This window comes from Kyrpidia sp. (genome assembly GCF_023512215.1).
GTDB lineage: Bacteria > Bacillota > Bacilli > Kyrpidiales > Kyrpidiaceae > Kyrpidia > Kyrpidia spormannii.
This window is the reverse complement of the sequence record NZ_JAILZZ010000046.1, coordinates 1-25,097: the sequence shown is the minus strand read 5'-3', so window position 1 is coordinate 25,097 and position 25,097 is coordinate 1. Positions and strand designations below refer to the sequence as shown.

At 60.7% G+C, this 25,097-nt stretch carries 23 protein-coding genes; 11 read left to right on the top strand and 12 right to left on the bottom strand.

Going from position 1 to position 25,097, the window contains the following annotated elements; translation table 11 throughout:
- The 7 genes from K6T64_RS13455 to K6T64_RS13425 form a co-directional block, all read right to left on the bottom strand.
- Positions 1-473, bottom strand: a 473-nt coding sequence (locus K6T64_RS13455; protein WP_288010689.1) for a DapH/DapD/GlmU-related protein, incomplete at its 3' end; no start/stop codon positions are given.
- A gap of 61 nt (positions 474-534) precedes the next feature.
- Positions 535-1,374, bottom strand: a complete 840-nt coding sequence (phnE, locus tag K6T64_RS13450; protein ID WP_013076998.1) for a phosphonate ABC transporter, permease protein PhnE — start codon at positions 1,372-1,374, stop codon at positions 535-537.
- Positions 1,371-2,168, bottom strand: a complete 798-nt coding sequence (gene phnE / locus K6T64_RS13445; protein ID WP_288010688.1) for a phosphonate ABC transporter, permease protein PhnE — start codon at positions 2,166-2,168, stop codon at positions 1,371-1,373. The genes phnE (K6T64_RS13450) and phnE (K6T64_RS13445) overlap by 4 nt, the downstream gene beginning before the upstream one ends.
- Positions 2,165-2,923, bottom strand: coding sequence for a phosphonate ABC transporter ATP-binding protein (gene phnC, locus K6T64_RS13440; RefSeq protein WP_100668883.1), 759 nt, complete (start codon positions 2,921-2,923; stop codon positions 2,165-2,167). The genes phnE (K6T64_RS13445) and phnC overlap by 4 nt, the downstream gene beginning before the upstream one ends.
- A 19-nt stretch (positions 2,924-2,942) precedes the next feature.
- Positions 2,943-3,923 carry a phosphate/phosphite/phosphonate ABC transporter substrate-binding protein gene (locus K6T64_RS13435; RefSeq protein WP_288010687.1) on the bottom strand — a complete coding sequence of 327 codons (981 nt, stop codon included), beginning with the start codon at positions 3,921-3,923 and terminating at the stop codon, positions 2,943-2,945.
- 627 nt (positions 3,924-4,550) lie between these two features.
- Positions 4,551-5,312 carry a 3-hydroxyacyl-CoA dehydrogenase gene (locus tag K6T64_RS13430; RefSeq protein ID WP_288010686.1) on the bottom strand — a complete coding sequence of 254 codons (762 nt, stop codon included), beginning with the start codon at positions 5,310-5,312 and terminating at the stop codon, positions 4,551-4,553.
- Between the two features lie 91 nt (positions 5,313-5,403).
- Positions 5,404-7,035 (bottom strand): long-chain fatty acid--CoA ligase, encoded by a 1,632-nt coding sequence (locus K6T64_RS13425; RefSeq protein ID WP_288010685.1) that lies wholly within the window; start codon positions 7,033-7,035, stop codon positions 5,404-5,406.
- Positions 7,036-7,279: 244 nt separating this feature from the next.
- Between K6T64_RS13425 and K6T64_RS13420 the strand changes: the two genes are divergently transcribed.
- Both K6T64_RS13420 and K6T64_RS13415 read left to right on the top strand, forming a co-directional pair.
- Positions 7,280-8,851 (top strand): spore germination protein, encoded by a 1,572-nt coding sequence (locus tag K6T64_RS13420; protein ID WP_288010684.1) that lies wholly within the window; start codon positions 7,280-7,282, stop codon positions 8,849-8,851.
- Positions 8,848-10,089, top strand: coding sequence for a Ger(x)C family spore germination protein (locus K6T64_RS13415; RefSeq protein WP_288010683.1), 1,242 nt, complete (start codon positions 8,848-8,850; stop codon positions 10,087-10,089). Before K6T64_RS13420 ends, K6T64_RS13415 begins: the two co-directional genes overlap by 4 nt.
- Before the next feature lie 48 nt (positions 10,090-10,137).
- On the opposite strand, the gene K6T64_RS13410 is transcribed toward K6T64_RS13415, so the two are convergent.
- From K6T64_RS13410 to K6T64_RS13390, 5 genes are all read right to left on the bottom strand, one after another.
- Complete coding sequence (locus K6T64_RS13410) at positions 10,138-11,934, bottom strand: DHA2 family efflux MFS transporter permease subunit (RefSeq protein WP_288010682.1); 1,797 nt, start codon at positions 11,932-11,934, stop codon at positions 10,138-10,140.
- Between the two features lie 13 nt (positions 11,935-11,947).
- Positions 11,948-12,586 carry an efflux RND transporter periplasmic adaptor subunit gene (locus tag K6T64_RS13405; protein ID WP_288010681.1) on the bottom strand — a complete coding sequence of 213 codons (639 nt, stop codon included), beginning with the start codon at positions 12,584-12,586 and terminating at the stop codon, positions 11,948-11,950.
- A gap of 33 nt (positions 12,587-12,619) precedes the next feature.
- The gene (locus K6T64_RS13400; protein ID WP_288010680.1) at positions 12,620-13,675 is read right to left on the bottom strand and encodes an HlyD family secretion protein; all 1,056 of its coding nucleotides are present in this window, start codon (positions 13,673-13,675) and stop codon (positions 12,620-12,622) included.
- 81 nt (positions 13,676-13,756) lie between these two features.
- On the bottom strand, positions 13,757-14,206 hold the full coding sequence (locus K6T64_RS13395; RefSeq protein WP_157935558.1) for a MarR family winged helix-turn-helix transcriptional regulator: 450 nt from the start codon (positions 14,204-14,206) through the stop codon (positions 13,757-13,759).
- Positions 14,196-15,908, bottom strand: a complete 1,713-nt coding sequence (locus tag K6T64_RS13390; RefSeq protein ID WP_288010679.1) for a bifunctional folylpolyglutamate synthase/dihydrofolate synthase — start codon at positions 15,906-15,908, stop codon at positions 14,196-14,198. The genes K6T64_RS13395 and K6T64_RS13390 overlap by 11 nt, the downstream gene beginning before the upstream one ends.
- Before the next feature lie 229 nt (positions 15,909-16,137).
- Here K6T64_RS13390 and K6T64_RS13385 point away from each other — a divergent pair, with 229 nt between their 5' ends.
- From K6T64_RS13385 to K6T64_RS13345, 9 genes are all read left to right on the top strand, one after another.
- Positions 16,138-16,935: a carbon-nitrogen family hydrolase gene (locus K6T64_RS13385; protein WP_288010678.1), complete on the top strand. Its 798-nt coding sequence runs from the start codon at positions 16,138-16,140 to the stop codon at positions 16,933-16,935.
- A gap of 66 nt (positions 16,936-17,001) precedes the next feature.
- A complete protein-coding gene (gene csaB / locus K6T64_RS13380; protein ID WP_288010677.1) occupies positions 17,002-18,114 on the top strand; it encodes a polysaccharide pyruvyl transferase CsaB in 1,113 nt (370 codons plus the stop codon).
- 332 nt (positions 18,115-18,446) lie between these two features.
- Positions 18,447-18,743, top strand: coding sequence for a hypothetical protein (locus K6T64_RS13375; protein ID WP_288010676.1), 297 nt, complete (start codon positions 18,447-18,449; stop codon positions 18,741-18,743).
- Between the two features lie 150 nt (positions 18,744-18,893).
- Entirely contained in the window at positions 18,894-20,363 is a 1,470-nt protein-coding gene (locus tag K6T64_RS13370) for an arsenic transporter (protein ID WP_353737820.1), read from the top strand.
- 390 nt (positions 20,364-20,753) lie between these two features.
- Complete coding sequence (locus K6T64_RS13365) at positions 20,754-22,436, top strand: GspE/PulE family protein (protein WP_483306149.1); 1,683 nt, start codon at positions 20,754-20,756, stop codon at positions 22,434-22,436.
- A complete protein-coding gene (locus K6T64_RS13360) occupies positions 22,429-22,569 on the top strand; it encodes a hypothetical protein (RefSeq protein ID WP_288010674.1) in 141 nt (46 codons plus the stop codon). The genes K6T64_RS13365 and K6T64_RS13360 overlap by 8 nt, the downstream gene beginning before the upstream one ends.
- Before the next feature lie 122 nt (positions 22,570-22,691).
- Positions 22,692-24,044 carry a type II secretion system F family protein gene (locus K6T64_RS13355; RefSeq protein WP_288010673.1) on the top strand — a complete coding sequence of 451 codons (1,353 nt, stop codon included), beginning with the start codon at positions 22,692-22,694 and terminating at the stop codon, positions 24,042-24,044.
- 359 nt (positions 24,045-24,403) lie between these two features.
- Positions 24,404-24,871: a type II secretion system protein gene (locus K6T64_RS13350; RefSeq protein ID WP_288010672.1), complete on the top strand. Its 468-nt coding sequence runs from the start codon at positions 24,404-24,406 to the stop codon at positions 24,869-24,871.
- A 29-nt stretch (positions 24,872-24,900) separates the two neighbouring features.
- The coding region (locus K6T64_RS13345) for a prepilin peptidase (RefSeq protein ID WP_288010671.1) at positions 24,901-25,097 on the top strand (197 nt) is incomplete at its 3' end.

Below are 25,097 nucleotides of genomic sequence, written 5' to 3'. Positions count from 1 at the left end.
ATGTAGGGCTCGACATCTTGGGTCACCACCGCCCCGGCTCCCACCACCGCCCCGGTTCCGACGGTGACGCCGGGCATCACCACGGCGTTGTGTCCAATCCAGACATCATGCCCGATCGTCACAGGATGAGCCTGGCGCCAGGCGAAAATCTCCCGGTCATCCTCTTCGCCGAACCCATACTGCACCCGGCGGTAGGTGCAGTGGTGTTGAGTGACCCGCCACATGGGGTGGTTGCCGGGATTTAATCGGACGTGGGACGCGATCGAGCAGAATTTGCCCACGTTGGCGTAAATAATCTGCACATCCCCGGCCGTGTAGGTATAGTCGCCGATGGTGGACTGTTCAATCACCGAACGAGGCCCGATGCTGGTCCACGGCCCCAGATCGCTTTGAATGATTTGCGCCGTTTCATGGACATGGGGAGTCTCCCCCAAAATCGGCGCCCGGGGATTGGCCAGAAACGCTTCACCCATCTTCGCACCTCCCTCCCCAGCCGCAGCCGTGCCGTTTCCGCCATGCGGCGGTTCAGCGGCCTCAGCCATCCAACCGGTTCACCCGGAGTTTGAGTCGGTTCGTCAGGACTTCCACACTGAACACCAGGGCGAAAACAACCAGCATCGCAAAACAGGAGGGCTGGAACAGATACATCCGCATGTTGTCTTCGATGACCCAGCCGATGCCGCCGGCTCCCACCGTCCCGAGAATCACCGAGTCGCCGAGGTCCAATTCGAAGCGAAGAGCCGACCAGGACAGAAACGAGCCCCGCACCGTGGGCAGCACCCCCTGGCAAACGATCTGCACCCAATTCGCCCCGGTGGAACGCATCGCCTCCAGGATGCCCTTGTCCACCTCTTCCACCGATTGAGCGTAAACCTTCACCAGCATCCCCACGCTGTGGGTCATGATGGCCAGGGTGCCGGGAAAGGGCCCCATGCCCACGGCCACAATGAAGATCAGCGCCCACACGAGCATCGGCACGGCGCGCAGAAACGACGCGAAGGCCTTGATACTTCGTCCGATGACCGGATGCGGAGTCAGGTTGTCCGCCGCGAGAAACGCCAGGAAAAAAGAGAGAATGATCGAAAACACGGTCCCGACGACGGCGGTCTCGATCGTCACCATGGCGGCGGAAGCGACATCCCGCCACCCGGACAGGTCCGGGGGAAACATTCTCCCCCAGTTTTTGAAAAATTCCATGATCCCTTTTCCGATCCGGCCATAATCGAACTGCAACTGAACCAGCGCAAAAACGTAGAACCCGCTCACCGCCAGAGCAACCCACAGCCACGACCGGCGTTTCCGCGGTTGCTCGGGAATCCTCGCCATCTCCACTTGGGCGGAGATCTGTTCCCGCCGTTCGGCCTGGACGCTCATAGGATTCTCCTCCTGATCTTCCCCGTCAGCCACTCCGTGGCCCAGATCAACACCAGGACGATCGCGATGGCCACGCTGACCTGTTGAAACTGAAACAGTTTCATGCCGTTCTGGATGGCGAACCCAATGCCGCCTCCTCCCACCATCCCGACGATGGTGGAAGCGCGAATGTTGAGCTCCATCATGTACAGCGTCCATGCGGCAAACCCCGGCAGAACCTGGGGCCACACGGCCTGACCCAGGGTCTGCACATAACCCGCACCGGTGGCCCGCAGGGCTTCGACCTGCCGCTCGTCAATCTCCTCCAGGATCTCGGCGTAGGCCCGAACCAGGATCCCGATGGAGGAGAAAACGATGGCCATGGTCCCGACCATGTTGCCGAGACCAAAAGCGGCCACCAGGAAAACCGCCCAGATCAGGGTGGGAAGATTGCGCAGGACCGAGGCCAATCCCCGCACCGCCAGGCGTAGCGGCGTCCACGGGTTCGTGGTCCGGGCCGCCATAAACCCTCCGACCACCGCCACCAGCGCCCCCGTCACGGTGCCGACAAAACTCATGTACACCGTCTCCAGCGTGGGCTTGATCAACTTCGGCAGCACCGACAGGTCGGGCGGGAGAAAATGGTGTACAATCAGTTCGTAGATATCCCCGAACCCCTGCACCAAATGGACGACGGACCAATCGGTTTGGACAGCCGACCACACGGTGAGGAAGGCGATGGCCGCCACGATCAACCATTCCTGGTTTCGCTTCATGCGCTTGACAACCCGAATGGCATCTCCGCCTTTGTTCATACCACGGCTTTCTCCTGGTAATAAATCTGCCCGATGATCCTGTCGTCCAGTTTGGAGGGCGGACCATCGAAGACTTTGGTGCCCCGGTGAATCCCGATGATCCGTGTGGCGTATTTTTTTGCCATAGCCACCTGGTGCAAATTGACGAGGCACGTGATGCCATCCGCCCGGCAGATCGTGTGCAAATGATCCATGATGCTCTCCGACGTAGCCGGATCGAGGTTGGCAATGGGCTCGTCGGCCAGGATGAGGATGGGCTTTTGGGCCAAGGCCCGGGCGATGCCCACCCGCTGTTGTTGCCCCCCGGACAGTTCGTCCGCCCGTTTGTGCGCCTGTTCCAATAAGCCCATGCGCTCCAAAATCCGCAGCGCGTCCTCCTTTTCCTGGGCGCTGAACATTCCCAGCGCTCCCCGGAGGCTGTCCTTGTAGCCCAGTCTCCCATGCAGGACGTTTTGAAGGACACTGACTCGCGGGATCAAATTGTGGCTTTGGAAAACCATCCCGATTTCTCGCCGGAGACGCCTCACCCGGCGGCCGCCGGCCCGGGTGATGTTTTCACCTTTGAAGATCACCGCGCCCTGGGTCGGTTCGACGAGGCGATTCACGCAACGAAGCAACGTGCTTTTGCCCGAACCGCTGGGGCCGATGACCGCCACAAACTCGCCGGGATGGACGGTGAAATCCACTTCCCGCAGAGCTTCGGTGCCGTCGGGATACACTTTTTTCAGGTGCTCCACCCGCAAAATGGGTTCCATGGGTTCACACCGCTCTTTCCTATTTCTTTTTCAGAATGTCCTGGGGCGTCATGTGCAAAATCTTGGCCGTGTCGTAAACGATTTTGTAATCGGCGTCGGTCATCGGGTAGAAGGCCTTGGTGCCGGTCTTCTTGAAGTAGTCGGGATTCTGTTTGTCGTAATTCAACACGAACTCTTTGATTTTGGCCACGAGGTCCGGCGGCAGGTCGTTCCGGTAGGTCAACGGATCGAGGGGGATCGGTGCGGAGGTTTTGATCACGCGGAAATCGGATGCTTTCACCATCCCCGCATCAATGAAGCGCTGGATACACACGTCGCACACCCCCGCTCCGTCCGCCTGGTGGTGGGCGATGGCGATGATGGACTTGTCATGGCCGCCCGAGTAGGACACGTTCGAGAAAAAGCTGTCCACCTTCTCGGGCGGGATGTTCAGTTCCTCACTGATCATGGCTTGGGGAAACAGATGTCCCGACGTGGAGGCCGGATCGGCGTACAGGAAAGTTTTCCCCTTCAGGTCGGCGATGGTTTTCGCCGGGGAATCGGCGGGCACGACGATTTCGCTGTGATAAAAGGCGTTTTCTTTGCTCGTGGCCTTACAGGCGATGGGTTCCGCGCCGGCCTCCTGGTGGGCGATGATGTACGAGAAGGGACCGAAATACCCGAGATCCACCTTCTTCGCACGCATCGCTTCAATGACCGATGTGTAGTCGTCACCGATGTAGACGTTCACTTTGATACCCAACGCTTTGCCCATGTCTTCGGCAAATTTTCTCTCCACATCTCCGAGGTTGCCGGCGACCTCCGCCGGAATCAAGCCATAATTCAGTTCCTTCGGCCAGTTCTGTTTGCCGCCGGCCTGTCCGGCGCTCCCCGCAGAAGCTGCGGAACCGGTGTCCGATGTCGCCTGCTGCGAACCGCAAGCCGTGAGGGAAGCCAACAAAAGAACCGCGATACCTGAGGCGAGTATCCGTTTTCGCACTTCTTTGAAGCCCTGGCGCACTGTGTAAACCTCCCTGCCCAGATTGATTTTGCATCCTGTTCTACGGCGCGCTTTTGAACAGCTGTCCGATGCACCCTTATGCTAACTTGTTGACAAGTATCCGTCGTTAACGAACCGAAAAAAGCGTGTAACATGTGAGTTAACTTTTCAATACGTCAGGATAATCCTCGCCGAAACAGAAACGGGGCGATGAAAAATTGAGCCCAAAGGGGTTTGACGAACCATCGGTTGAGCGATATATTAACGGCAGGAACTGCAGTTATTTACGCATGTCGTTGGGCATGAGATTTTTGAACAATTTGACTTTTTTCTCCGCACTGGAGCACGAGGCTATGCCCCCTTGGATTTTCCAAGGGGGCTGAGTTTTTTTATAAGCCGGATTCTGGCGTCCGATGTCAACAGAGTCCGTTTTTTTCTCCTTCCCCGCCACAAGGCGAGGGGAGTGACTTGTTCATAGATGAAGATGTCACGACCCCTGCCTGCCAAGTGAAGACGGACCCGGACGTGGTTGCGGTGCTGGACCTGCGGTTTCATCCGCTCTTGCAGAGTCTTGCCACCGGATACTGGTTGCCGGGCGCAGATCGCATCTCCCCGCCCACCGGGGGGAGGGGAAAAGGGGCCGAACGATTATCGAGGCGCCATGCGAATCGCGCCGTCCAGCCGGATGGTGGTGCCGTTGATCATGGCATTGCCCACAATGGACGCCACGAGCATCGCGTACTCTTCGGGACGGCCTAGGCGGCTGGGGAAGGGCACCTGCTGACCGAGGGATTTTCGGGCCGGCTCCGGCAGACCCGCCAGCATGCGGGTATCAAAAATCCCCGGGGCGATGCTGACGACGCGGATGCCATACCTGGCGAGATCCCGGGCCGCCGGCAGGGTCAGCCCCACCACGCCGCCTTTGGACGCGCTGTAGGCCACCTGACCGATCTGCCCCTCGAAAGCGGCCACCGAAGCGGTGTTGATGATCACCCCGCGTTCTCCGTCCTCGTTGGGTTCCCCCTGGGACATGGCCTCGGCGGCCAAGCGCAACACGTTGAACGTACCAATCAGGTTAACCTGAATCACCCGGGTGAAAGCATCGAGATCGTGGGGCCCCTGTTTGCCGAGCACTTTCTCGGCGATGGCGATCCCCGCGCAGTTCACCGTTACCCCCAGGGGGCCAAGTTCCTTTGCCGCCGCCACGGTGGCGCGCACCGATTCTGGATCCGTGACGTCCGTGCGGACAAACCGGGCCCCTTCCCCGAGGGACTCGGCCACCTCCTGGCCACGTTCGCTGACATCCGCGATGACCACCTTGGCCCCGAGCTCGTGCAGTTTACGCGCCGTGGCCTCGCCGAGCCCCGAGGCTCCCCCCGTCACGATGGCACTGTATCCTTTGACATCCATCTTATCGACTCCCCTTCCATGTTTCCGTCACGAGACATACTTCCCAAGGCGGAGGAACCTGCACCGCCCGACCGATTTATACCCGGCACAATTAAGAATGCGACGATCCCGGGTCCCGTTCATCGTTCCAATTCTTAAACTGCTCCCGCAACTTCGCCTTCATAAACTTGCCCGCCGAGGTGCGGGGAATCTCCTCCAAAAACACGATGGCATCTGGCAGCCACCATTTGGCAAACTTAGGCTCCAGATACGCCCGCAACTCCTCCTCCGTCACCTGGATCCCGGCTTTTGGCACCACCGCCGCCAGAGGCCGCTCCTGCCATTTTGGATGGGGGACCGCGAACACCGCCGCCTCGGCCACCGCCGGGTGGCCCATCAGGGCATTCTCAAGATCCACCGAGCTGATCCACTCACCCCCGGACTTGATCAAATCCTTCGTCCGGTCGGTGATCTTCATGTAGCCTTCCGGGTCGATGGTCGCCACGTCTCCGGTCCGGAACCAGCCGTCCGGAGTAAAACTGTCGTTCTCGGGCATTTTGTAGTAGCCGGACGCCACCCAGGGGCCCCGCACTTGGAGTTCGCCCATGGTTTGCCCATCCCACGGGGCCTCCCCCGCATCCCCCACGATCCGAGCTTCGATCAAGGGAACCGGCACCCCTTGTTTGGCGCGGAGGGCGTACTGCTCGTCCTCGGAAAGGCCTTCCAGGGTCGGCTTGATGTGGCTCACCGTCGCCAGGGGCGTCGTCTCCGTCATCCCCCAGGCGTGCACGATCCGCAGGCCGAACCGGTCAAAAGCCCGGATCAGACCTTCCGGCGCCGCCGAACCGCCCACCACCATCCGCATGGGCTGCAGTTTCCACCGTTCGGGCTCCTTTTCCAGGGTCTGAACAATCCCCAACCAAATGGTCGGTACCCCCGCGGTAAAGGTCACCCGCTCCTCCGCAAACAGGTCCAACAGGCTGACCGGATCCAAGTGAGGCCCGGGAAACGCCAACTTCGCTCCCACCATGACTGCTGCAAAAGGAACGCCCCAAGCGTTGGCGTGAAACATGGGGACCACCGGAGTGGCCGTGTCTCGCCAGGAGATCGCCAAGGTGTCCGCCATGGCGCTGGCCAGGGAGTGTAACACGATGGCCCGGTGGGAATAAAGAACGCCCTTCGGCCTGCCCGTGGTTCCCGAAGTGTAGCACATCCCCGCCGCTTCGTTCTCCTCCAATTGGGGATAATGAAAATCCCCCGTGGCCGTGGCCAACAGGTCCTCATACTTTTCGTACTCCGGCGAAACCGGGGCGTCGGTGAGGGAGACGACAAAAACGCGCTCCAGATTGACCCGTCCCTTCACCTGTTCGTAAAGCGGCACCAGCACATCATCGATGATCAAAAACCGGTCTTCGGCATGGTTCATGATGAAGGCGATGTCATCGGGGTGAAGCCGGAGGTTCACCGTGTGCAGAACCCCTCCCGCCGCCGGGATCCCAAAATACGCTTCCAGGTGGGCGTAGTGGTTCCACATCAGGGTGGCAACGCGGTCTCCCCGGCGGAGTCCGGCCTTTTGCAGGGCTTCGGCCAACTGCTTGGCCCGGCGATAAAAATCCGCATACCGATACCGGTGCAACGAGCGGTCCGGCAATCGGGAGACCACTTCAACCTTGCCATAAAACGTCCCCGCCCGTTCGAGCAGTGAGGGCAACACCAATGGAGTGTTCATCATGGTGCCGTTCATGAGCTGTAAACCTCCCTTGATACGGGATCGGACATCCGGCCGGACCCAGCCGCACCGCGAACTCCACAGACCGTCACCGGAATCGGCGGAAATGGCCTGCCAACCGGCTCGTCTTCATTATACATAGGGATCAAAGGATTCGGAAGGGTGGAATGAAAGTCCACTTTTTTGTGCGGCGCATAATTGCATGAACCCATGGAACAATATTCCTCGGGAAATTTCCCCAAACGAGGTTGGAAATCCTATGGTGCGACGCAACGGAGAGGGACGCGGAAAGAATCGCAAAAACAAGCAAATTTCCTGGTCGGATCCCCAGGGCAGCGGGGAGGGGGCCGCGGGCTTATCCCCAGAGATCGACCAGCTTTATCAACAGGTTCAAGAGATGTGGGCAAAGTGCGATGACGTCCAGTTCCGCTGGGTGCAGACAGCCGGGCGGCGGGGATTCATCGTCTGGATCTATACGTTGATCGGCAAAGAACTGGCCCAAGAAAGTATTCTTGAACCCTTGACCACCCTGGAAAAGGCGGAAACTGTAGCAGATGTCCAACAGGCTTTGCGCAGCCCTTCTCTTCGGCTTGTAAGCAGTGTGGAAGAAATCAATATCGCCGTGGGAGAGGGGGCGGCGGTTCTGTGCCTGGACGGATTCACCCAGGCGATCGTCCTGGACGTCATGCAGTTCCAGGGGCGCTCAGTGGAACGTTCGACGTTGGAGGCGGTGGTCCGGGGCCCCCAGGAGGCTTTCACCGAAAGTCTGGAAATGAACCTCGGCCTCATCCGCCGCAGGCTCAAAAGCCCCCGGGTCAAAGTGGAATATATGGCCCTGGGCCGGGTGTCGAAGACAATGGTCGCCCTGGTCTACATCCAGGGCATCGTCAAACCGGGTTATGTCAAAGAGTGCCAAGAGCGCCTGAATCGGATCGACGTAGATTCCATCCTCGACTCCGGATACATCGAGGAGCTGATCGACGACGCGCCCCTGTCCCCTTTCCCCACCATCGAATACACCGAACGACCGGACCGCCTCGCCGCCGAGGCTCTGCAGGGGCGGGTGGGGATCGTCGTGGACGGCAGCCCCAACGCCTTGCTCATCCCGGCTCTCTTCGTCAACTTCCTGCAGTCCCCGGAAGATTATTTTGAACGGTACAGCATGGCCCTGGCCGTTCGCCTGTTGCGGCACATGTATTTCTGGATCGCCCTGCTTTTGCCCGCCACTTATGTGGCACTGTTGTCGTATCACCAAGAGATGATCCCGACCACCCTGTTGATGACCCTGACCGCCTCCCACGAAGGCGTGCCCTTTCCCGCCGTCGTCGAGGCGTTGATCATGGAAGTGACCTTCGAGGCCCTGCGGGAAGCCGGTATCCGCCTGCCCAAGGCCGTCGGCCAGTCGGTGAGCATCGTCGGCGCCCTGGTGATCGGCGAGGCGGCCGTCAACGCCGGCATCGTATCGCCCGCCATGGTCATCATCGTAGCGTTGACGGGAATCGCGTCCTTTACGGTCCCCAGTTACAACATCGCCATCACGTTCCGGCTCCTGCGTTTTCCCATGATGATCATGGCCGGGCTGTTCGGACTGTACGGCATCATCATTTCTCTGCTCATCCTGTGGATCCACTTGGTTTCCCTGCGGTCCTTTGGCGTGCCTTACATGACTCCCATCGCCCCCCTGGTGTGGGAGGATCTCAAGGACACCTTTAGCCGACCGCCTTGGTGGTACATGAAAAAGCGCCCAAAGATGTACGAAACGGTGGACCCCACCCGCAGCGCGGACATCCCTCGTCCTCTGCCGGGGACAGCCGAGGAGGACCCGCTGTGAAAAGGACAGGAGGAGGCTGGCCAAAAAAGAGTGGATGGCTCATCGTCGTTCTTTTCGCCATTGTGCTCACGGGCTGCTGGGATCGGGTGGAAGTGACAGACCTCGCCCTGGTCATCGGCATGGGGATCGACGACGCCGGGCAAAACGGGGTCGATGTCACCGTCCAACTCCTCTCCCCCACCGGGCAAACCATCGGGGGCGAGCAAGGCCAGGGAACCATGGGCGGCAGCAATTCGAGCGGAAAACGCGCGTTTATCAATTATCGACAACAAGGAAAAACGATTCAAGAAGCTTTAGACCGGCTGTACCGCGTACTGCCGCGCCGGCCCTTCGTGGCCCACAATACAGTGGTGGTCTTCGGGCGCCGTTACGCCGAGAAGGGCTTCGACCAGGCCTTGGATTACATCGAGCGGGAGCGCAACTTCCGCCGGTCACAAATGTTCGTGGTCACGAGCGGCACCGCCCGGGAACTGCTCGACGTCCAGACGAGCCCCGAGCGGGTCAACGCCCGGGGCTTGCGCAAACTGGCGGACCAACAACTGCGCACGTCCATCACCGAGCCCAGCGTCGAGCTGCGCGTGGTAAACGACCTTCTCAGCCCGTCCCAATCCCCGGTCATGGCCTGGATCGACCCGGTCGATAACGAGCCGAGGGTCATGGGTGTCGGTTTGTTTCAAGGGGGAAAATTGGTGGACCTCTTGCCCGCCCGGGAGAGCCAAGGCCTGATGTGGCTCCTTGGTCGCTCGGGTCAAGCGTTCATCCATATTCCATGTCCTGGAGGCAGTCCCTCGTCGACGGGCCAGCGCCTTTCGGTCCGGCTGATCAACACCAAACTGGATGTCGACCCCGTCATGACTCCTTCGGGAGTGGTGTTTCGCGTGCGGGGCTATGGCCAAGGGGAGGTGGATGCCGTGTGCCAAGGACAGACGCCAACCCCTGGGCAGATGCAGGAATGGGGCCGGCGGGTCGGCCAGTACATGGAGAAGGAAATGGACCGCACGCTCCAACGCCTCAAGGCCAAGCGTGTGGACGCCGCCCAGTTCGGCAGCCGGCTGTTCCGGAGAAATCCGGAACTCTGGCGCTCGGTGGCCCGCCAGTGGCCGGAGATGTTCTCGAAGTGTCGGGTGGAGTACGACCTGCAAATCAACCTGCAGCGCTCCGGAATGATCTCCCAGTCGCCCCTGGAAGACCAATCTCCGGAAAACTACCCGCCTCATCACGATCCGCGTCGACGATGAACCATAGGGCGTTCCGCCGCCTCACCCGCGTCGCCCCCGCCGGTTCGCTCATGCCGGCCCGCCCTCGGGTTGCAGCGGCCCCTCCGGGCCCTGTTGCGAGGGCCGGCCCGGGGCTGGCCCGGAAGGGGCTGGTCCAGACGGATCCGTCCCCGAAGGCGACTCCCCCGCAAGGTCGCCGTCGGCGGGGACTGGGCCCCGGGCGGCGCCCTTGCGGTCCCGGCGGACATCCCGCAAGAAAAAGCTAAACAGCAGCCCCAACACCGTGAATCCCGTCGCCCACCAAAAGGCATCGTCGATTCCTTGGACCGCCGCCTGCTGGGCCAAACTGCCGTACAAACCTGCAACCCCTAGCCCCTGGGCCTGGGCCGGCGGCAAACCTGCCGAGGATGCCGCACCGACCATCTGTTGCAAGGACTGCTGGACAAAGGGATCATATCGGTTTATCGGGTCGAGGTACATCCGAAGATGAAAGTCGTTCCGGGTAGTGAACATGCTCGTCAGAAACGCCGTCCCAATGGCCCCGGCCACCTGCCGAACCGTATTTGATAAGGCCGTGCCGTGGCTATTTTTCACCATCGGCAACTGGTTCAGCCCGGCGGTCATGATGGGCATCATGAGAAGGGACATGCCAAAAGACCGGATGACGTAGAGCGCCAGAATATGGTTATAACTGGTTAGCGTCGTCAGTTTGGTGAACTCGAAGGTCGTCACCGCCGTTATGATCAGCCCCACCACCGCCAGGGGTCTGGGACCAATTCGGTCGAATAGAGCCCCGGAAACCGGGGACATGACCCCCATGATCAGAGCCCCGGGAAGCAACAGCAATCCGGCCTGGAGAGGGGTAAAGCCCCGGAGATTCTGCAAGTAGATCGGCAAAAGAAACATGCCGGCGAACAGAGCCATGGTAATAATCGCGTTGATCAGGCTGCTCAGGGCGAACATGTCATAGCGAAAGATCCGAAAGTCGAGCATCGGTTCGGCAACGGAAAGTTCCCTCATCACAAAGAGAAACACCCCGATCGCCCCGATGACGAGTCCGGCGATCACTGGGGTCTGCCCCCACCCCCCGGACCCGGCCTCACTGAACCCGTACAGGAGGGCGCCAAAACCCAGGATGGACATCACCATGCCGTACAGATCTAAAGGGGGCCTGTGTTTGCGAGGGATGTCCCGAAGGTACACCATGCCCATCAGGATCACCAGAATGCCTAGGGGAATCATCCCGTAAAACAAAAGCCTCCACGTGTAGTATTCCACCACCCACCCGGACAGGGTGGGACCAACCGCCGGTGCGAAAATCATCCCCAGCCCGAGAAATCCCATGGCCCGCCCCCGGGCTTCAGGGGGGAAGAGAGCGAGAAAAATGTTCATCACCAAAGGCATCAGGATGCCGCCGCCCACGGCCTGGACGATCCGCCCGATGAGCATCAGGGGAAAATCCGTAGCGACCCCGCAGATGAGGGAACCCACCGTAAAAAAGGCCATCGCCGCCACGAACAGCGTTTTACTCCCGAAGGTTTCCATTAAAAAGGCGGAGATGGGGATCAGCACGCCGTTGACAAGCATGTAGGCGGTCATCAGCCACTGGATCGTGTCCGCCGACACGTTGAACTCGTTCATCATGTGGGGGATCGCCACATTCAACAGCGTTTGGTTGAGAATGGCCAGAAAAACCCCGAGCATGAGCACCGCCATCAGGGGACCAAAGCGCATCCCCTCGGGCAACCGGGCCCCCAACGCCGCGCCCCCCGGGCCCGATACCGCACTCGCCCCCGCCTCAGTGTTCGGTGCGCCGGCGGGGGGCCGGGAATCCCGTGTCCCGCCGTTTTCGGACGGATTGTCCATCTCCCTCACCCCCTCAACTCTTGTGAATCCGGACGGTGGCGTTCATCCCCGGAACAATATCCTGGTCATAGGCCGTCATGGAAATCCGCACTGGGATCCGCTGCACCACCCGGGTATAATTCCCCGTGGTATTTTGCTGAGGGAACAATGAAAAGACGGAGTTGGCAGCGAGCCCGACCTGATCCACCCGGCCCTTGATGGTGGTTCCGGGGTCCGCATCGACTGTGACATCCACGTCCGCCCCGACATTGACATCGGCGATGCGGGTTTCTTCGATATTGGCGAGAATGTAGAGCTTTTTCATGTCCGCCATCGTCGCCAGGGGCTGGCCGGGGGAGACGATTTGGCCATCTGCGACGTTGCTCTGGATGATCGATCCACTGATGGGCGCCGTGATCCGGCCGGCGTCCCCCGCACCGTCGATTTGACCGATGGTATCGCCTTGATTAAAGGTCTGGCCCACCGTCCCCTTCCAACCGCTCAACCGGCCCGGAGCCGCGGGGCTGACCGGCACCAAATCCGCCCACACCCGGGCGTCGTCGGTGGCGATATAGTTCCAGCGCTGATAAAGATAGTAGTAACCGCCGAGCACCAAAGCGGCGAGGATCACCAAGGCAATCAAGTTTAAAAGGATAATGCGGGAAGCTTTCACCGGTGCTGGTCCCCCTTCTAATGGTTGATCGGTCTACCGATGAATCCGAACCGACGCGTTCATCCCCGGTACGACATATTTCCCTGAAAAATCGTCCACGGCGATCCGTACCGGCACCCGCTCAGTGGGCCGGGTTTGATTCGTGCCGGCTGCCGAAGGCAGCTCCGGGGCCGCGAAGGATCCGGCGGCGTCGGCGATGCGGACCACTTTTCCTGGAAAGGATGTGCCGGGATAAGCGTCCAGGAACACGTCCACGTCTTTCCCCACGGACAGATTCTTTAGGGTGTTGTCGTCGATGTAGGCGGTCACAAAGGGTTTGGAGAGGTCGGCCATGACGGCCAAGGTCCACCCCGGGACCCAAATCGTCCCTGGGATGGCAGCCGTGTAGAGCACCACGCCATCGATGGGACTCGTGAGGTTCAGCGGCGGAGGAGGAGCGGGCACGGGTGCCGCAGACGGCGGCGCAGTGTTGGGTGCAGCCGGGCGTGGTGAGGCAGGCAGGACGCCGGTGTGAACCCGGGAGCGTGCAGTTGGCTGAGAGCGGGGCGCCCACCGGGAGCGGACGGTAGACCGGTTTCGCGTGGTCTCCCTATTTTGCGTGGTGCCAACTTGAGAGGCGAGGGCCTGTAGGACCGGTGACGAAGTGGCGCTCACACGAGCCCCCGAGGCGCCAGACACGGCCCCGAAGGCGGTTGCTCTTCCGCCGGGGGCAGCCAGCGCCGTCGGCGCTGTCCCAGCCGCCCGGCCTGCAGCCCCCTGACCCGCTCCCGGGGCAATTCCGGCAGATCCGGCTCCCGACGCGGACCCCGCCCCCGACGCGGATCCCGCCCCCGCCATCGAAGACGGGATAGAGGCCAGCGGCTGGAGGGTCCCCAGCACCGCCCCTGCGGAAATCCGGTCACCCATCTTTGCCGACCACTGGGTCAGCCTGCCCACCTCCGGAGCGCTGATAACCACCAGGTCCGCCCCCACCTGGGCCTGATTCGTGCGGATGTATTGCGCCTTGTCCCAGAAAAAGAAGCCGGCTGCCCCCGCCGCAGCGGCCACAGCCAGCCAAAGGATCAGGTTGAGCAGCACGAGTCGTCTCATCGGCGGTCGGACTCCTTCCCCACATCCGAATCTCCGCTCGTTAGTCTGCCCCACGTGCAAAATCCTTTGCATACGATGAATTTAACGGAGTCCGTCCTTTTGGGATTCCTCGATAATCGTCAACAACGTTTTGAGATGGCGAATCAGCCCCTCTGCTTCCTCCGACGGCATTTTTTCCAACAATGTCCGAAAATAATCCATGTGCAAAACCGGGACCTTTGCGACCAAATCCCGGCCCTGTTCACTCAGGCTCACCCAGACCACCCGCCGGTCGTGCTCGTCCCGGACCCGATTCACCAGGCCCATGCGGACCAGGCGATCAACGATCCCGCTGGCTGTACTGGTGGACATGCCCACCCGGCGGCTGAGTTCCGCCAAGGAATGGGTGCCTTCCTTGTGAAGAGTTCGCAGAACCCACATCTGCGGAACCGTGAGGTCGTACTCCCGGAGCTCCTGATGCACCCGCTGTTTGAATTCCCGCATGGTGCGCCGCATCAAATCGATCAGTTCACTGATTTGCTCATCTCGCATCCCCAGGTCCTCCCCCGCCAGGGCTATCATTCGCGTACGAATCATTTATCATAGAACCATGTTGTGGGCATTCTGTCAAGAACGACAACACCTCCGCTACAAAGGGCTGCGCTCCCACTAAGAGGATCCCCCGTTCGCCATCGTGTCCCTTCTCACCCGAGAGCACCCTTTCAACCGGGGGCTCCATTTCCAGCGAATGTGGCCCGACGGCCGTCGGGGCACGCGTGCCAACCCTCGGCTCCCCGGCATGCCTGGCCACGCCGAGTTCTCCAGCAGCCCCGGCCTGCCCAGCAACCCCGGCCTCTCCCGCACTCCCGGCCTCCCCGGCACCCCCGGCCAGCCTGCCCACCCCGGCTCTGGCCGGCCACTTTCCGCTCTGCGTCAACCACCTCTCCGCCACTCGCCACGCTTCCCCCAAATCCTGCGCCGTTTCCACCCGGGCGTACCAATTCCTGGCCACCGCCGCCCCTTCCCGGGGATACGTGAAATACCCGTTGCCCGCCCGGGTGAGAACCAGGCCATCGCTCACCGGCGCCAGCTCCCGGTACACCCCCGGATAATCCTTGTCCGATGGCACCGCCGCGATGGTGATCACCCGGCTGCCCCACCGTTCAATCAACTTCCGAATCTGGGCCGCGCTGGCGGCCGTCACCGCCCCGTCCACCAGGATCAAGGGATTCCGGGAGAGGATCTGGCACCGACCGGGGTGCACCACCTTCCGCAAGCCCTCTGCCGCCAGAACCTCCGACCAGAGCGCTCCCCTGCGGCCGCGCCGGCTTTGGTCCTGCAGAATCCCCTCCGCCACCGCTGCGGCGAGGGCCGCGTTATCCGCCTGAAACGCGCCCACCGCTTGAAGGGTGGTTTCAACTCGACGTCCCCCCGGGGTTGTGAGCGCCACCCACAACCCCTTCGAAGTGAGCTGAACCTCCTCCACGAAAAAATCCTGCCCCAATATCCGAAGGGGCACGCCCCGGGCTTTCGCTTCACCGCGAAGCAGCGCCGCAACTTCAGGGTCTTGGCGCCCGGCAAAGGCCACCGTCATGCCCGGCCGGATCGCCCCCGCTTTATGCCAGGCCACATCCGCCAAGGTCGGCCCAAGTTCTTTCAAATGTTCCTCCATCACCGGGGTCACCGCCGCCCACCGGGCGCGGACCTGGGCCACATCGTCAAACCGGGCCCCCCGGCCGCATTCGAGTACGTCGATGTCTGTTCCCGCCTTCCGAAAAGCGCACAGCGCCACAGCCAGGTAGATCCCCACCGGGGCGATGTACTCGTCGGGCCGAATTCCTTGGACAACCTCCTGGACCAATGGGTCAATCTCGTTCATCCAGCGGACAAAATCTTCCTCGGGAAGGGGGACTCCGTTGATGGAGATCCGCTCCATCGGGTGAAGGAGGTGAGGACCCGTGAATAGCCCCACTCGGAAACCGTGGGCCTGAAGAATGCCGGCAATCATCCGCGCCGTGGAGCCCTTGCCCTTACTGCCCGCCACCAGGACGGACGGAGCACCGCGATCCGGCCCTCCCAGCCGATCCAACAACCTCCGCGTCAAGTCCGGCCGGCGCCGCTCGGCATCCGGTCCAGTCCAGCGCCCGGGCGCCGGCGCCCGGCTATTGTCCCCAGGAAAACCCGCTCGGGCCCAGGAGGCCCGGTTGTACGACCTATACACCGCATCAATGGCATCCCAAAACCGATCGAACACGCGCCGCTTCCGCCTTTCCGCTGCCTTTTGGCCGAACTGCCGTTTCACTTCCTATCATACCGCAAGCCAGACGACCGCGACCATCGGCGAGAACTGAGGCGACCGCCAGACGCTCAAAACCGGAAACCTCGCGCTGTGGGGGAGATCGATCTGAAACCCCGCACCCGTGTGGAAGAGCGGGCGAAGAATCGTTATCATGGAAACAGAACGGAGGAAGCGAGGGGTAACCATGCGAGTAGCGCTCTGTCAAATGGAAGTGGTTCAAGGCGACCGCGCCGGAAACCGGTCCCGGGCCGAAGCGATGGTCCGGGAGTCGGCGGGACGCCGGGCCGATGTCGTCGTCCTGCCGGAAATGTGGACGTGCGGGTATGATTTTGCCCATCTTTCCGAACACACCGAGGAGATCGACGGTGAAACAGCGACCTTGCTCGGCCGGTGGGCCCGGCAATACGGGATTTGGCTGGTCGGCGGATCGTTTCCTATAGAATTCGCCGATGGGGTGTCGAATACGGCGCTGACCTTTGCGCCGGACGGAACGCTGGTCAACCTCTATCGCAAAATCCACCTCATCGGCTTGATGGACGAGGACCGCTATCTGGTCCCCGGGGAGACCCGGGCCACCTTCGCCTTGGGGGAAACGGGCACGCCGGACTCGACCCGGGCCGGGGTGATGATTTGCTACGATCTTCGCTTTCCCGAGTTGGCCCGGGCCCACGTGCTGGAGGGCGCTGAGGTCCTCTTCCTTCCCGCGGAGTGGCCGGTTCAGCGAGCCGATCACTGGCGGACTCTCCTCATCGCCCGGGCCATCGAGAATCAGGCCTTCGTGATCGGCGTGAACATCGTCGGGCGCAATGACCGGGATCGGTTCACCGGCGGGTCCCTGGCGGTGGATCCCTGGGGCCGGGTGGTGACCGAGGCTGGGACCAAGCCGGGGATTGTGTATGCGGATCTCGATTTAAGCATTGTGGCGGACGTGCGGCAAAGGATGACGGTGCTCAAAGACCGCCGGCCCAAAGCTTATCTCTAACCTTTGCACGGATACCTATTGCTGGTATACTTGTCCTTGTTTATTGGACAATTCGAAGGAAGGGTCATGATTGTGGCGACCATTTTGATTGCCGGGTACTACGGGTTTCATAATGCCGGTGATGACGCCGTCCTTCACGGCATCATCACCTCCCTGCGCCGCTATGACCCGACGGTGCATTGCCGGGTGCTCTCCAATCAGCCCCGCCACACCCGGGCCCTGTTTCGGATCCCGGCTTACGACCGGTGGAACCCGTGGACGATTATCCGGCAACTCAAAAAGGCCGATATGCTGGTCATGGGCGGGGGCGGCCTCCTGCAGGACGTGACCAGCCCCCGAAGTATTCTCTATTATCTCGGCGTGGTCCAGATGGCCAAATGGCTGGACAAGCCGGTCGTTTTTTACGCCCAGGGATTCGGCCCGGTTCGTCGCCCCCTCTCAAAATGGCTCATCCGGCGAACCCTCAACGATATCGACCTGATCACCGTCCGGGATGAAGGATCCCGGGACGACTTTCTGCGTACCGGCGTCACCCGGCCGCCCCTTTTGGTGACCGCCGACCCGGCCATGGCCATCGATACAAGCCTGGTGGACGCGGAGATGGGCCGGGCGATTCTGGAGCGACACCGGGTGCCCGCCTCCCGGGTGGCGGTGGTTTCCGTGCGGGAGTGGCCCACCGCCAAAGTTCCGTATAAAAGGATCTTTGCCGAAGGGCTGAAGCGGCTCATCGAAAGGGGATGGCACGTGGTGTTTCTCCCCATGCAACACCCCAAGGACCTCCGGCCTTCGAGAGAGATCGCCCGGTGCTTGGGCCCCGGCTCCACGGTGATCGAGACGCCCCTGACGGTTTTCGATATCCTCAACGTGATCAAAGCCGCCGATATGGTGGTGGGGATGCGCCTGCACTCCCTCATTCTCGCGGCGCTCCTGTCCGTGCCCGCCGTGGCTTTTTCTTATGACCAGAAGATCGAGCGGTTTTCCCGGCGGGTCGGCATTCCTTGCGCCGGTTCCACCCAGGCCGCCGATGAAGAAACCTTTATTCATACTTTGCTTTCCTGCAGTGAACACCTTGATGAAGCCCGGGCGGCCATGATGCCGGGGACCGACGAGATGCGGCATTTGGCCCTGGAGACGGCCAGGCGCACCATCGAGATCCTGCACCGGCGGCTGGGGGAATGAACCGGAAACACCACCTGTTCACAAAAGAGCAAAGCGAATCCGGCCAAGCGGACGGAGATCATCCCACTCATGCCCTCAATACCACGAGCATCGTATCCCCACGGCCCTCAAGAAGGTTTCGTTCCCCTTTCCTTTTCTGCAAACACACCGTGAACATATCGCTGCGAGCATGGCCCGCCCAAATGGGATTGTCAACCCGCCGACTGTTGTATTCTCCCGTCCACACCAGCGGAACTTGTCAAAATTAAGGCAAATGCGTGGTACAACCTCGGTTCCACCTGCGTATTCATGCACTATCACGGGCAACGAAACACGAAAGGGGACCAATTCAAGTGGAACACCAGATTTCCGCGCCAAGCCTCCTGCACATTCTCCATTCGTTGATTGGGAAAGTGGTGCGCATCAATAAAGGACCGGAGTCTATTTTAGGTAAACTGGTGGCTGTCCGGTCGAATTATGTGGTCGTGGAACCCGTCGACAGAAAGCACCCCAGGTTGGAGGACAAACCGCCGTTTATATTCTATCAAATCCATCATATCAAGAGCATTGAGGAAGAAAAACTCCCCCCATTAAGGACAAAGGTTCACGGCAAAAAAAGAAGGCCCGCAAAAAGGACGACAGGGTGCTGAAAAGCTTGAAGCCCTTCTCCTCGCCTCAGAAAAAGCCGGTCCATGACAAGCCTGTTTGATTCCAGGGAGGAGAGGAGGATTCGATGGTGTTCGCCATAGTGATTGTGCTGGCCGGCTGCATCCTCTATTGGCTGATGAAACCGCCAAACATTGCGCGTCAACCCGAACCAATCAGGCCTCAGGAAATGGATGCTCCAGTTTCTTATGGTTATGAGGCGAATCCGGATGCTTGACATGACGGCAGTCTTCACCCTTTTGATATTCTTGCTGACAGTCCTGTTCGTCATGTGGAGGCCCCATGGGATCAACGAGGCAATCCCCACAACGGTCGGAGCGGTGTTCATCTCTCTGCTGGGTGTGGTTCCGTTCACAGACATCACCCGGATATTGGGGATTGTCAACGGTGCTTCGATCACCATCCTCTCCACGATTGTCATGTCGATTGTCCTGCAAAGCATTGGTTTTTTTCGCTGGGTGGCTTTCAACCTGGTCGACAGGGCGAGAGGTTCGGGGGTTCTGTTATACTGGTATGTCAATCTTCTCTGTTTCTTGATGACCATGTTCTTTAACAACGACGGCAGTATTCTGATCACCACGCCCATCATCATACAAATAACGACACTTCTGCATCTCAAACGAGAGCAGAAGATGCCCTATCTGTTGTCCGGTGCACTGGTTGCCACCGCCGCCAGTGCACCGATTGGCGTCAGCAATCTGGCCAATCTGATCGCGTTGAAAATTGTAGGTCTGGATTTGAACACCTATGCCGCCATGATGTTCGTCCCCTCCATGATCGGCATAGCGGTGATCGCGCTGCTTCTTTACCTGTATTTCAGAAAAGAGATTCCAAATAAAATCTCAATTGCTCCCGACCCCACCCCGCCCCCGCCGCCCCCTCGAAAACCGAAACACCATCATCCCGTCCAGCCACCGGATCCTCCTCATCAACTCGAACTACAGGCCGGTGAACCGGTCGACTGGTGGATGTTCCGGATCTGCATTACGATTGTCATCTTCGTCAGAGCGGGATTTTTTCTGTTTTCAGGTGTGGGAATTCCAATTGAATGGATTGCCATCGTCGGAGCCGTGCTCTTGATCGCCGTCCGATGGTATCGCAAAAAAATCGGGGCATTGGACATCATCAAGAAAACCCCTTGGCACATTCTGGTGTTTGCCTTCACGATGTACGTCATCGTGTACGGCCTCCGCAATTCCGGCTTGGTGATGATCATCGTCGAACATTTGCTCAGCCCGGTGGCCTCGAATCATCTGTCTGCCAGTTTGGTCATGGGAGCTTTTTTAACTTTATTGTCAAATGTGTGCAATAACTTGCCGTCCGTTATGATCGGGACATTGGCCCTGACACAAATGGGATTGGACACCCATACCCTCCAGATCGCGTACCTTGCCAACATTATCGGCAGCGACGTCGGGGCACTGATAACGCCGATGGGAACGCTGGCAACCTTAATCTGGATGTTCATTTTGAAAAAAAACGGCATTGCCTTGTCGTGGGGTGAATATCTGAAAATTACCTCATTTGTCATACCCATCGGACTGATCATCAGTTTGTTGAGTCTCCATGGATGGACCGAGTGGCTCTTCTTTCGAATCAAGTGAGCCACCGGCGCAGAAAAACAGGTCCCGGAAGAGGATGGATCGCCTTCCCCGCTTCCACCGAGGCTGTCGATGTTCCGGTGTTCCCATCCTCCTCCGGCGCCGGTCCCCTCATGATATTCTCCCCCCATACACCCCGGTACGGATCTTGGACCGGAACCGACCGCTTCTCTCCCCTGCGAAAAAAAAGACTTCTCTATAACGATATGGCCGGATCTTGAAAATTTGCCTAAAGGAAAGCGGACGTGAAGGATTTCCGAATCCCCGGAGCGAATACGGTTTAATAATCCAAGTTTCGCGCCTTCGGGCAGCCACTTTCGCCCTGACGGGATTGAGTAAACGGTCGATGACCGGCCGCACAAGTCTCGGGCGCGAAACCTATTGACCCCATGTATGCGGGGAAGAGGGGTACCGCCCGTGACGCGGAAACGACTGGGGGACCTGCTCATCGAAGCAGGCCTGATCACTCCCGAGCAACTCGAACAAGCCCTCAAGGATCAGAAAATCACCGGCCGCCGGCTGGGAGAGGTGCTCACCCAGAGCGGGGTGCTCACCGAGGACCAATTGATCGAAGTGATGGAGTTCCAACTGGGCATTCCCCATGTGGACCTGGACCGGTTTCAGGCGGATCCGGCGGCGTTGGAGCTGGTGCCCGAAACGTTGGCCCGGCGGTACAAGGTCATTCCCCTGAAACGGTCGGGCAACCGCCTGACCGTGGCCATGGTGGACCCGTTGGACTATTTTGCCATCGACGACATTCGGATGACCACCGGGCTGCACGTGGACCCGGTCATCGCCACCCGCGACGACGTGGATCGGGCGTTGGAGCAGTACTACGGCCTGAAGCAATCGGTGACCGAGGTCCTCAAGGACGTCCGGCCCGAGCAGATCGACGAAGAGCAGGTTCGGGCCGAGGATGCGCCCATCGTGCGGCTGGTCAACCAATTGATCGAACAAGCGGCGGACGGGCGGGCCAGCGACATCCATTTTGATCCGCAACAGCAGGCGATGGTGGTGCGCTTTCGCATCGACGGCGTCCTGCACACCCAGATGCGGCTGCCGAAACATCTTCAGCCGGTGCTCACCGCCCGGGTGAAAATCATGGCCAATCTCAACATCGCGGAACACCGGCTGCCCCAGGACGGCCGCATCCAATTGAAGGTGCGGGGGCGGCCCGTGGACGTGCGGGTGGCGACCCTGCCGACGATTTTTGGGGAGAAAATCGTGCTGCGGCTGCTGGATGTCCGCAATGCGGTGAACCGGATCGAGGATCTGGGATTTGCCGAGCGGAACCGGGAGGCATTTCTCTCGATGATCCAAGCCCCCCACGGGATCGTCTTGGTGACGGGCCCAACCGGCAGCGGAAAGACCTCGACGTTGTACGCCGCCCTTCATCAGTTGAACACCGAATCGCAAAACATCATCACGGTGGAGGATCCGGTGGAGTACCAGATCGACGGGGTCAATCAGGTGCAGGTCAACCAGACGGTGGGGCTCACCTTCGCCGTGGGATTGCGCTCGATCCTGCGGGAGGACCCGAACATCATCATGGTCGGGGAGATCCGGGATGAAGAGACGGCGGAAATCGCGGTGCGCGCGGCCTTGACCGGCCACTTGGTGCTTTCCACATTGCACACCAACGATGCGCCGGGGAGTATCACCCGTCTGATCGATATGGGGGTCGAGCCCTATCTGATCGCGTCGACCTTGCGGGGAGTGGTGGCCCAGCGGCTGGTGCGGCGGATTTGCCCGGAATGCCGGGAAGCGTACCGGCCTGCGGCGGATGAGGCGAAGCTCCTGGCGGACCACGGGTTTTCGGTGGAGACGCTCTGGCGGGGGAGGGGATGTACAGCGTGTCACCGCACCGGCTACCGGGGGCGGATGGCGGTTCACGAGCTGTTGCCGGTGAATGAGGAGGTGCGCGCCCTGATCGCCGACCGCCGGCCCGCGGCGGAGTACCGCCGGGTGGCCGAGCAGCAGGGTTTTGTGCCGCTGATGCAGGACGGCCTCGAGAAAGCGGTGAAAGGGCTGACCACGGTCCAGGAAGTGCTGCAGGTGATTGTGGATGATGGCTAGAGGGAGCGGGGGCCGGCCGCATGCCGTGGGAGCGGTGGACCGCGTGCGTGAAGCGGCGGCATCCGGGTGGCTGCGTCCCCGGGAAGCAGCGGCGTCCGGCGGGCCGCGCATCCCGGCGGATTGGACAGCCTGAGGCCGATTGAACCGGTACATTCGACCGGGCGAAGAGCTTGGTGAAATGTTATGTTTTGCTCATTTCGCGGTCAAAGGAATGTGATAACCTATCACCTGCAATGAAGGGGGGAGGGGAAGAGCATGGCGCTGTTCCGGTACCAGGCGGTTAACCGAGCGGGAAAAGCGGTGCGCGGGCAGATCGAGGCCGCGGATGCGGCGGCGGCCACCGCCGATCTCCGGCGGCAGGGGCTCTTCCCCATGCGGATCGACCCGGCGGCGGAGGGCCGGGCACGAACTCTGGGCCTTGGTGGGCGGAGTCCGGAACAGGCCGTGCGATCGGGGACGCCCCGAAGCCGGGCGGTCCCCAATCCGGAGGTCCGGAGACCGGCGGGGACGGAACGGGCCGCAAAAGGTGCCCGGCCGGCGTTCTTTGGTCTGCGTCTTGGTGAAGGACGGGTCAAGGTACAGGCGTTGGCGGTGTTCTGCCGCCAGTTCGCCACCTTGGTGCGAGCCGGTGTCCCGGCGGCCCGGTCGGTGGAGATCCTGGCGGCCCAGAGCGAGAGCCGGACATTGAAACGAACGCTCGAAGCGGTGGCTGAGGAGGTGCGCCAGGGCACGGCCCTGCGGCAAGCGTTCGCCAATCACCGGGCGGTATTTCCACCCTTGTTCATCAATATGGTGGGCGCCGGAGAATTCTCCGGGCAGCTCGACCTGATGCTGGAGCGGGCGGCTCAATTTTACGAACGGGAGCGGGCCACTTCGCAGAAAATCATGTCTGCGATGACGTATCCGACGGTAGTGTTGGTGATCGCCCTGGGGGTGTCGGTGTTCCTGCTGACCTCGGTGATCCCGACCTTCGCCCAAACCTTCGCCCAGCAAGGGGTGGCCCTGCCGTTGCCCACCCGGATCACTCTGGGGCTCAGCCGGTTTCTGACCGAGCGATGGTACCTGGCCCTGGCTCTGGTGGCCGCGGTGGTGGGCGGCGGGATCGCCGGGGCGCGGACTCCGGCGGGAAGGCGATGGCTGGGGCGAATCTCGTTGGCGGTGCCCGTGTTTGGCCGGTTGAACCGCAAGCACGCCGTGGCCCAGTTCAGCCGCACTTTCGCCACCCTGGTGCGGGCGGCGGTGCCGATCTTGGACGCGTTGGATTTGGCAAAAAAGGTGATTGGCAATGTCCTGTACCAAGAGGCGCTGACCGAAGCCCAGGAAGGGTTGCGGTCCGGGCGGACGGTTGCGGAGGTGCTCGGCCGGTATCCCCGGCTGTTCCCGCCGATGGTGGTGCAGATGATCGCCGTGGGCGAAGAGACCGGGACATTGGACGATCTGTTGGATAAACTGGCGGATTTTTACGAGACGGATGTGCAGGAGATGGCGGCCCGGCTGGGGGCCTTACTCGAACCGATGATGATTCTCTTTCTGGCGGTGATTGTGGGACTCATCATTCTTTCGGTTTATCTGCCCATGTTCCAGATGATGAATTTTGTCGGTTCGTAGAGGCGCCTGGCCGAGCCGGCCACGTCGCTTTCGTGACTGCGAGGGGGCCGCACAACCGGAGCCGCGCCGCCGGCCGGGAGTTCCCGGTGCCCGCGCGGGAAAGGGACCTGATCTCCGGGCAGCCGGGATCGAGCGGGCATCTCGCGGGATCAACCGCGTTGCCCAAGACGGGAGAGAGGCTCCCCGGTGCCACACAATTATCAGACCACCGCGTGCACTGGCACGGCAACGCGGACAGAAGAACAAACGGAACTGACCCGAGCCGGAAGTTGCGGGAGTTCCGGCCCCGCCCAAGGTGCGATCCCATAGGGCGGGTTCATCTCACAATCATTTTTGGGGTAAGGGAGGAGGAGAGGCACATGGTGACACAGGAAATCGCACCGGTGCGACGTGAGGAGAAGGAGCCGGCTCGGCCGCAGGCCATCCGGCGACGGCGTCAAGCCGGGTTCACCCTCATCGAAATGCTGGCCGTGGTGGTGATCCTGGCCATCGTCGCCGGCGTGGGGTTTGTGGTGGTGAATAATCAGATTGAGCAGGCGCGGAAAAATACGGATCAAGCAAACGTCCGCACCATCATGGATGCTGCCCAACGTTACATCATGGACGGGAACGACCCCGGCACATTAGCTAGTGCCCAGGATACGCCGGTAAACAATCAGCACGTTCTAATCACAGGTCATTACCTTGGGGCTGCGCCGACAAGTCCATGGAATTCTGACCAGCAGCAGCCTTACTATACGATCACGGTTACCACTAACCCTAATACAATCAAGGTTACAAGTCCACACGGGGGGACAAGTGCGTATTCATTGACCGTTAACTACTAGAATTGTGGACCGAGGGAGATCTACTTAGGGTGGAGCAGCTCGTTCTGTGCTTGATATCCTTCGGCCTCATCGTCGGCTCGTTTCTCAACGTGGTGGCCTACCGGCTCCCCCGGGGGGAGTCAGTGGTGTTCCCGCCGTCCCGCTGCCCCCGGTGCGGTGCCCGAATCCGGCCCAAGGATTTGATCCCGGTGGTGAGCTGGATTTGGCTCCGGGGGCGGTGCCGGGA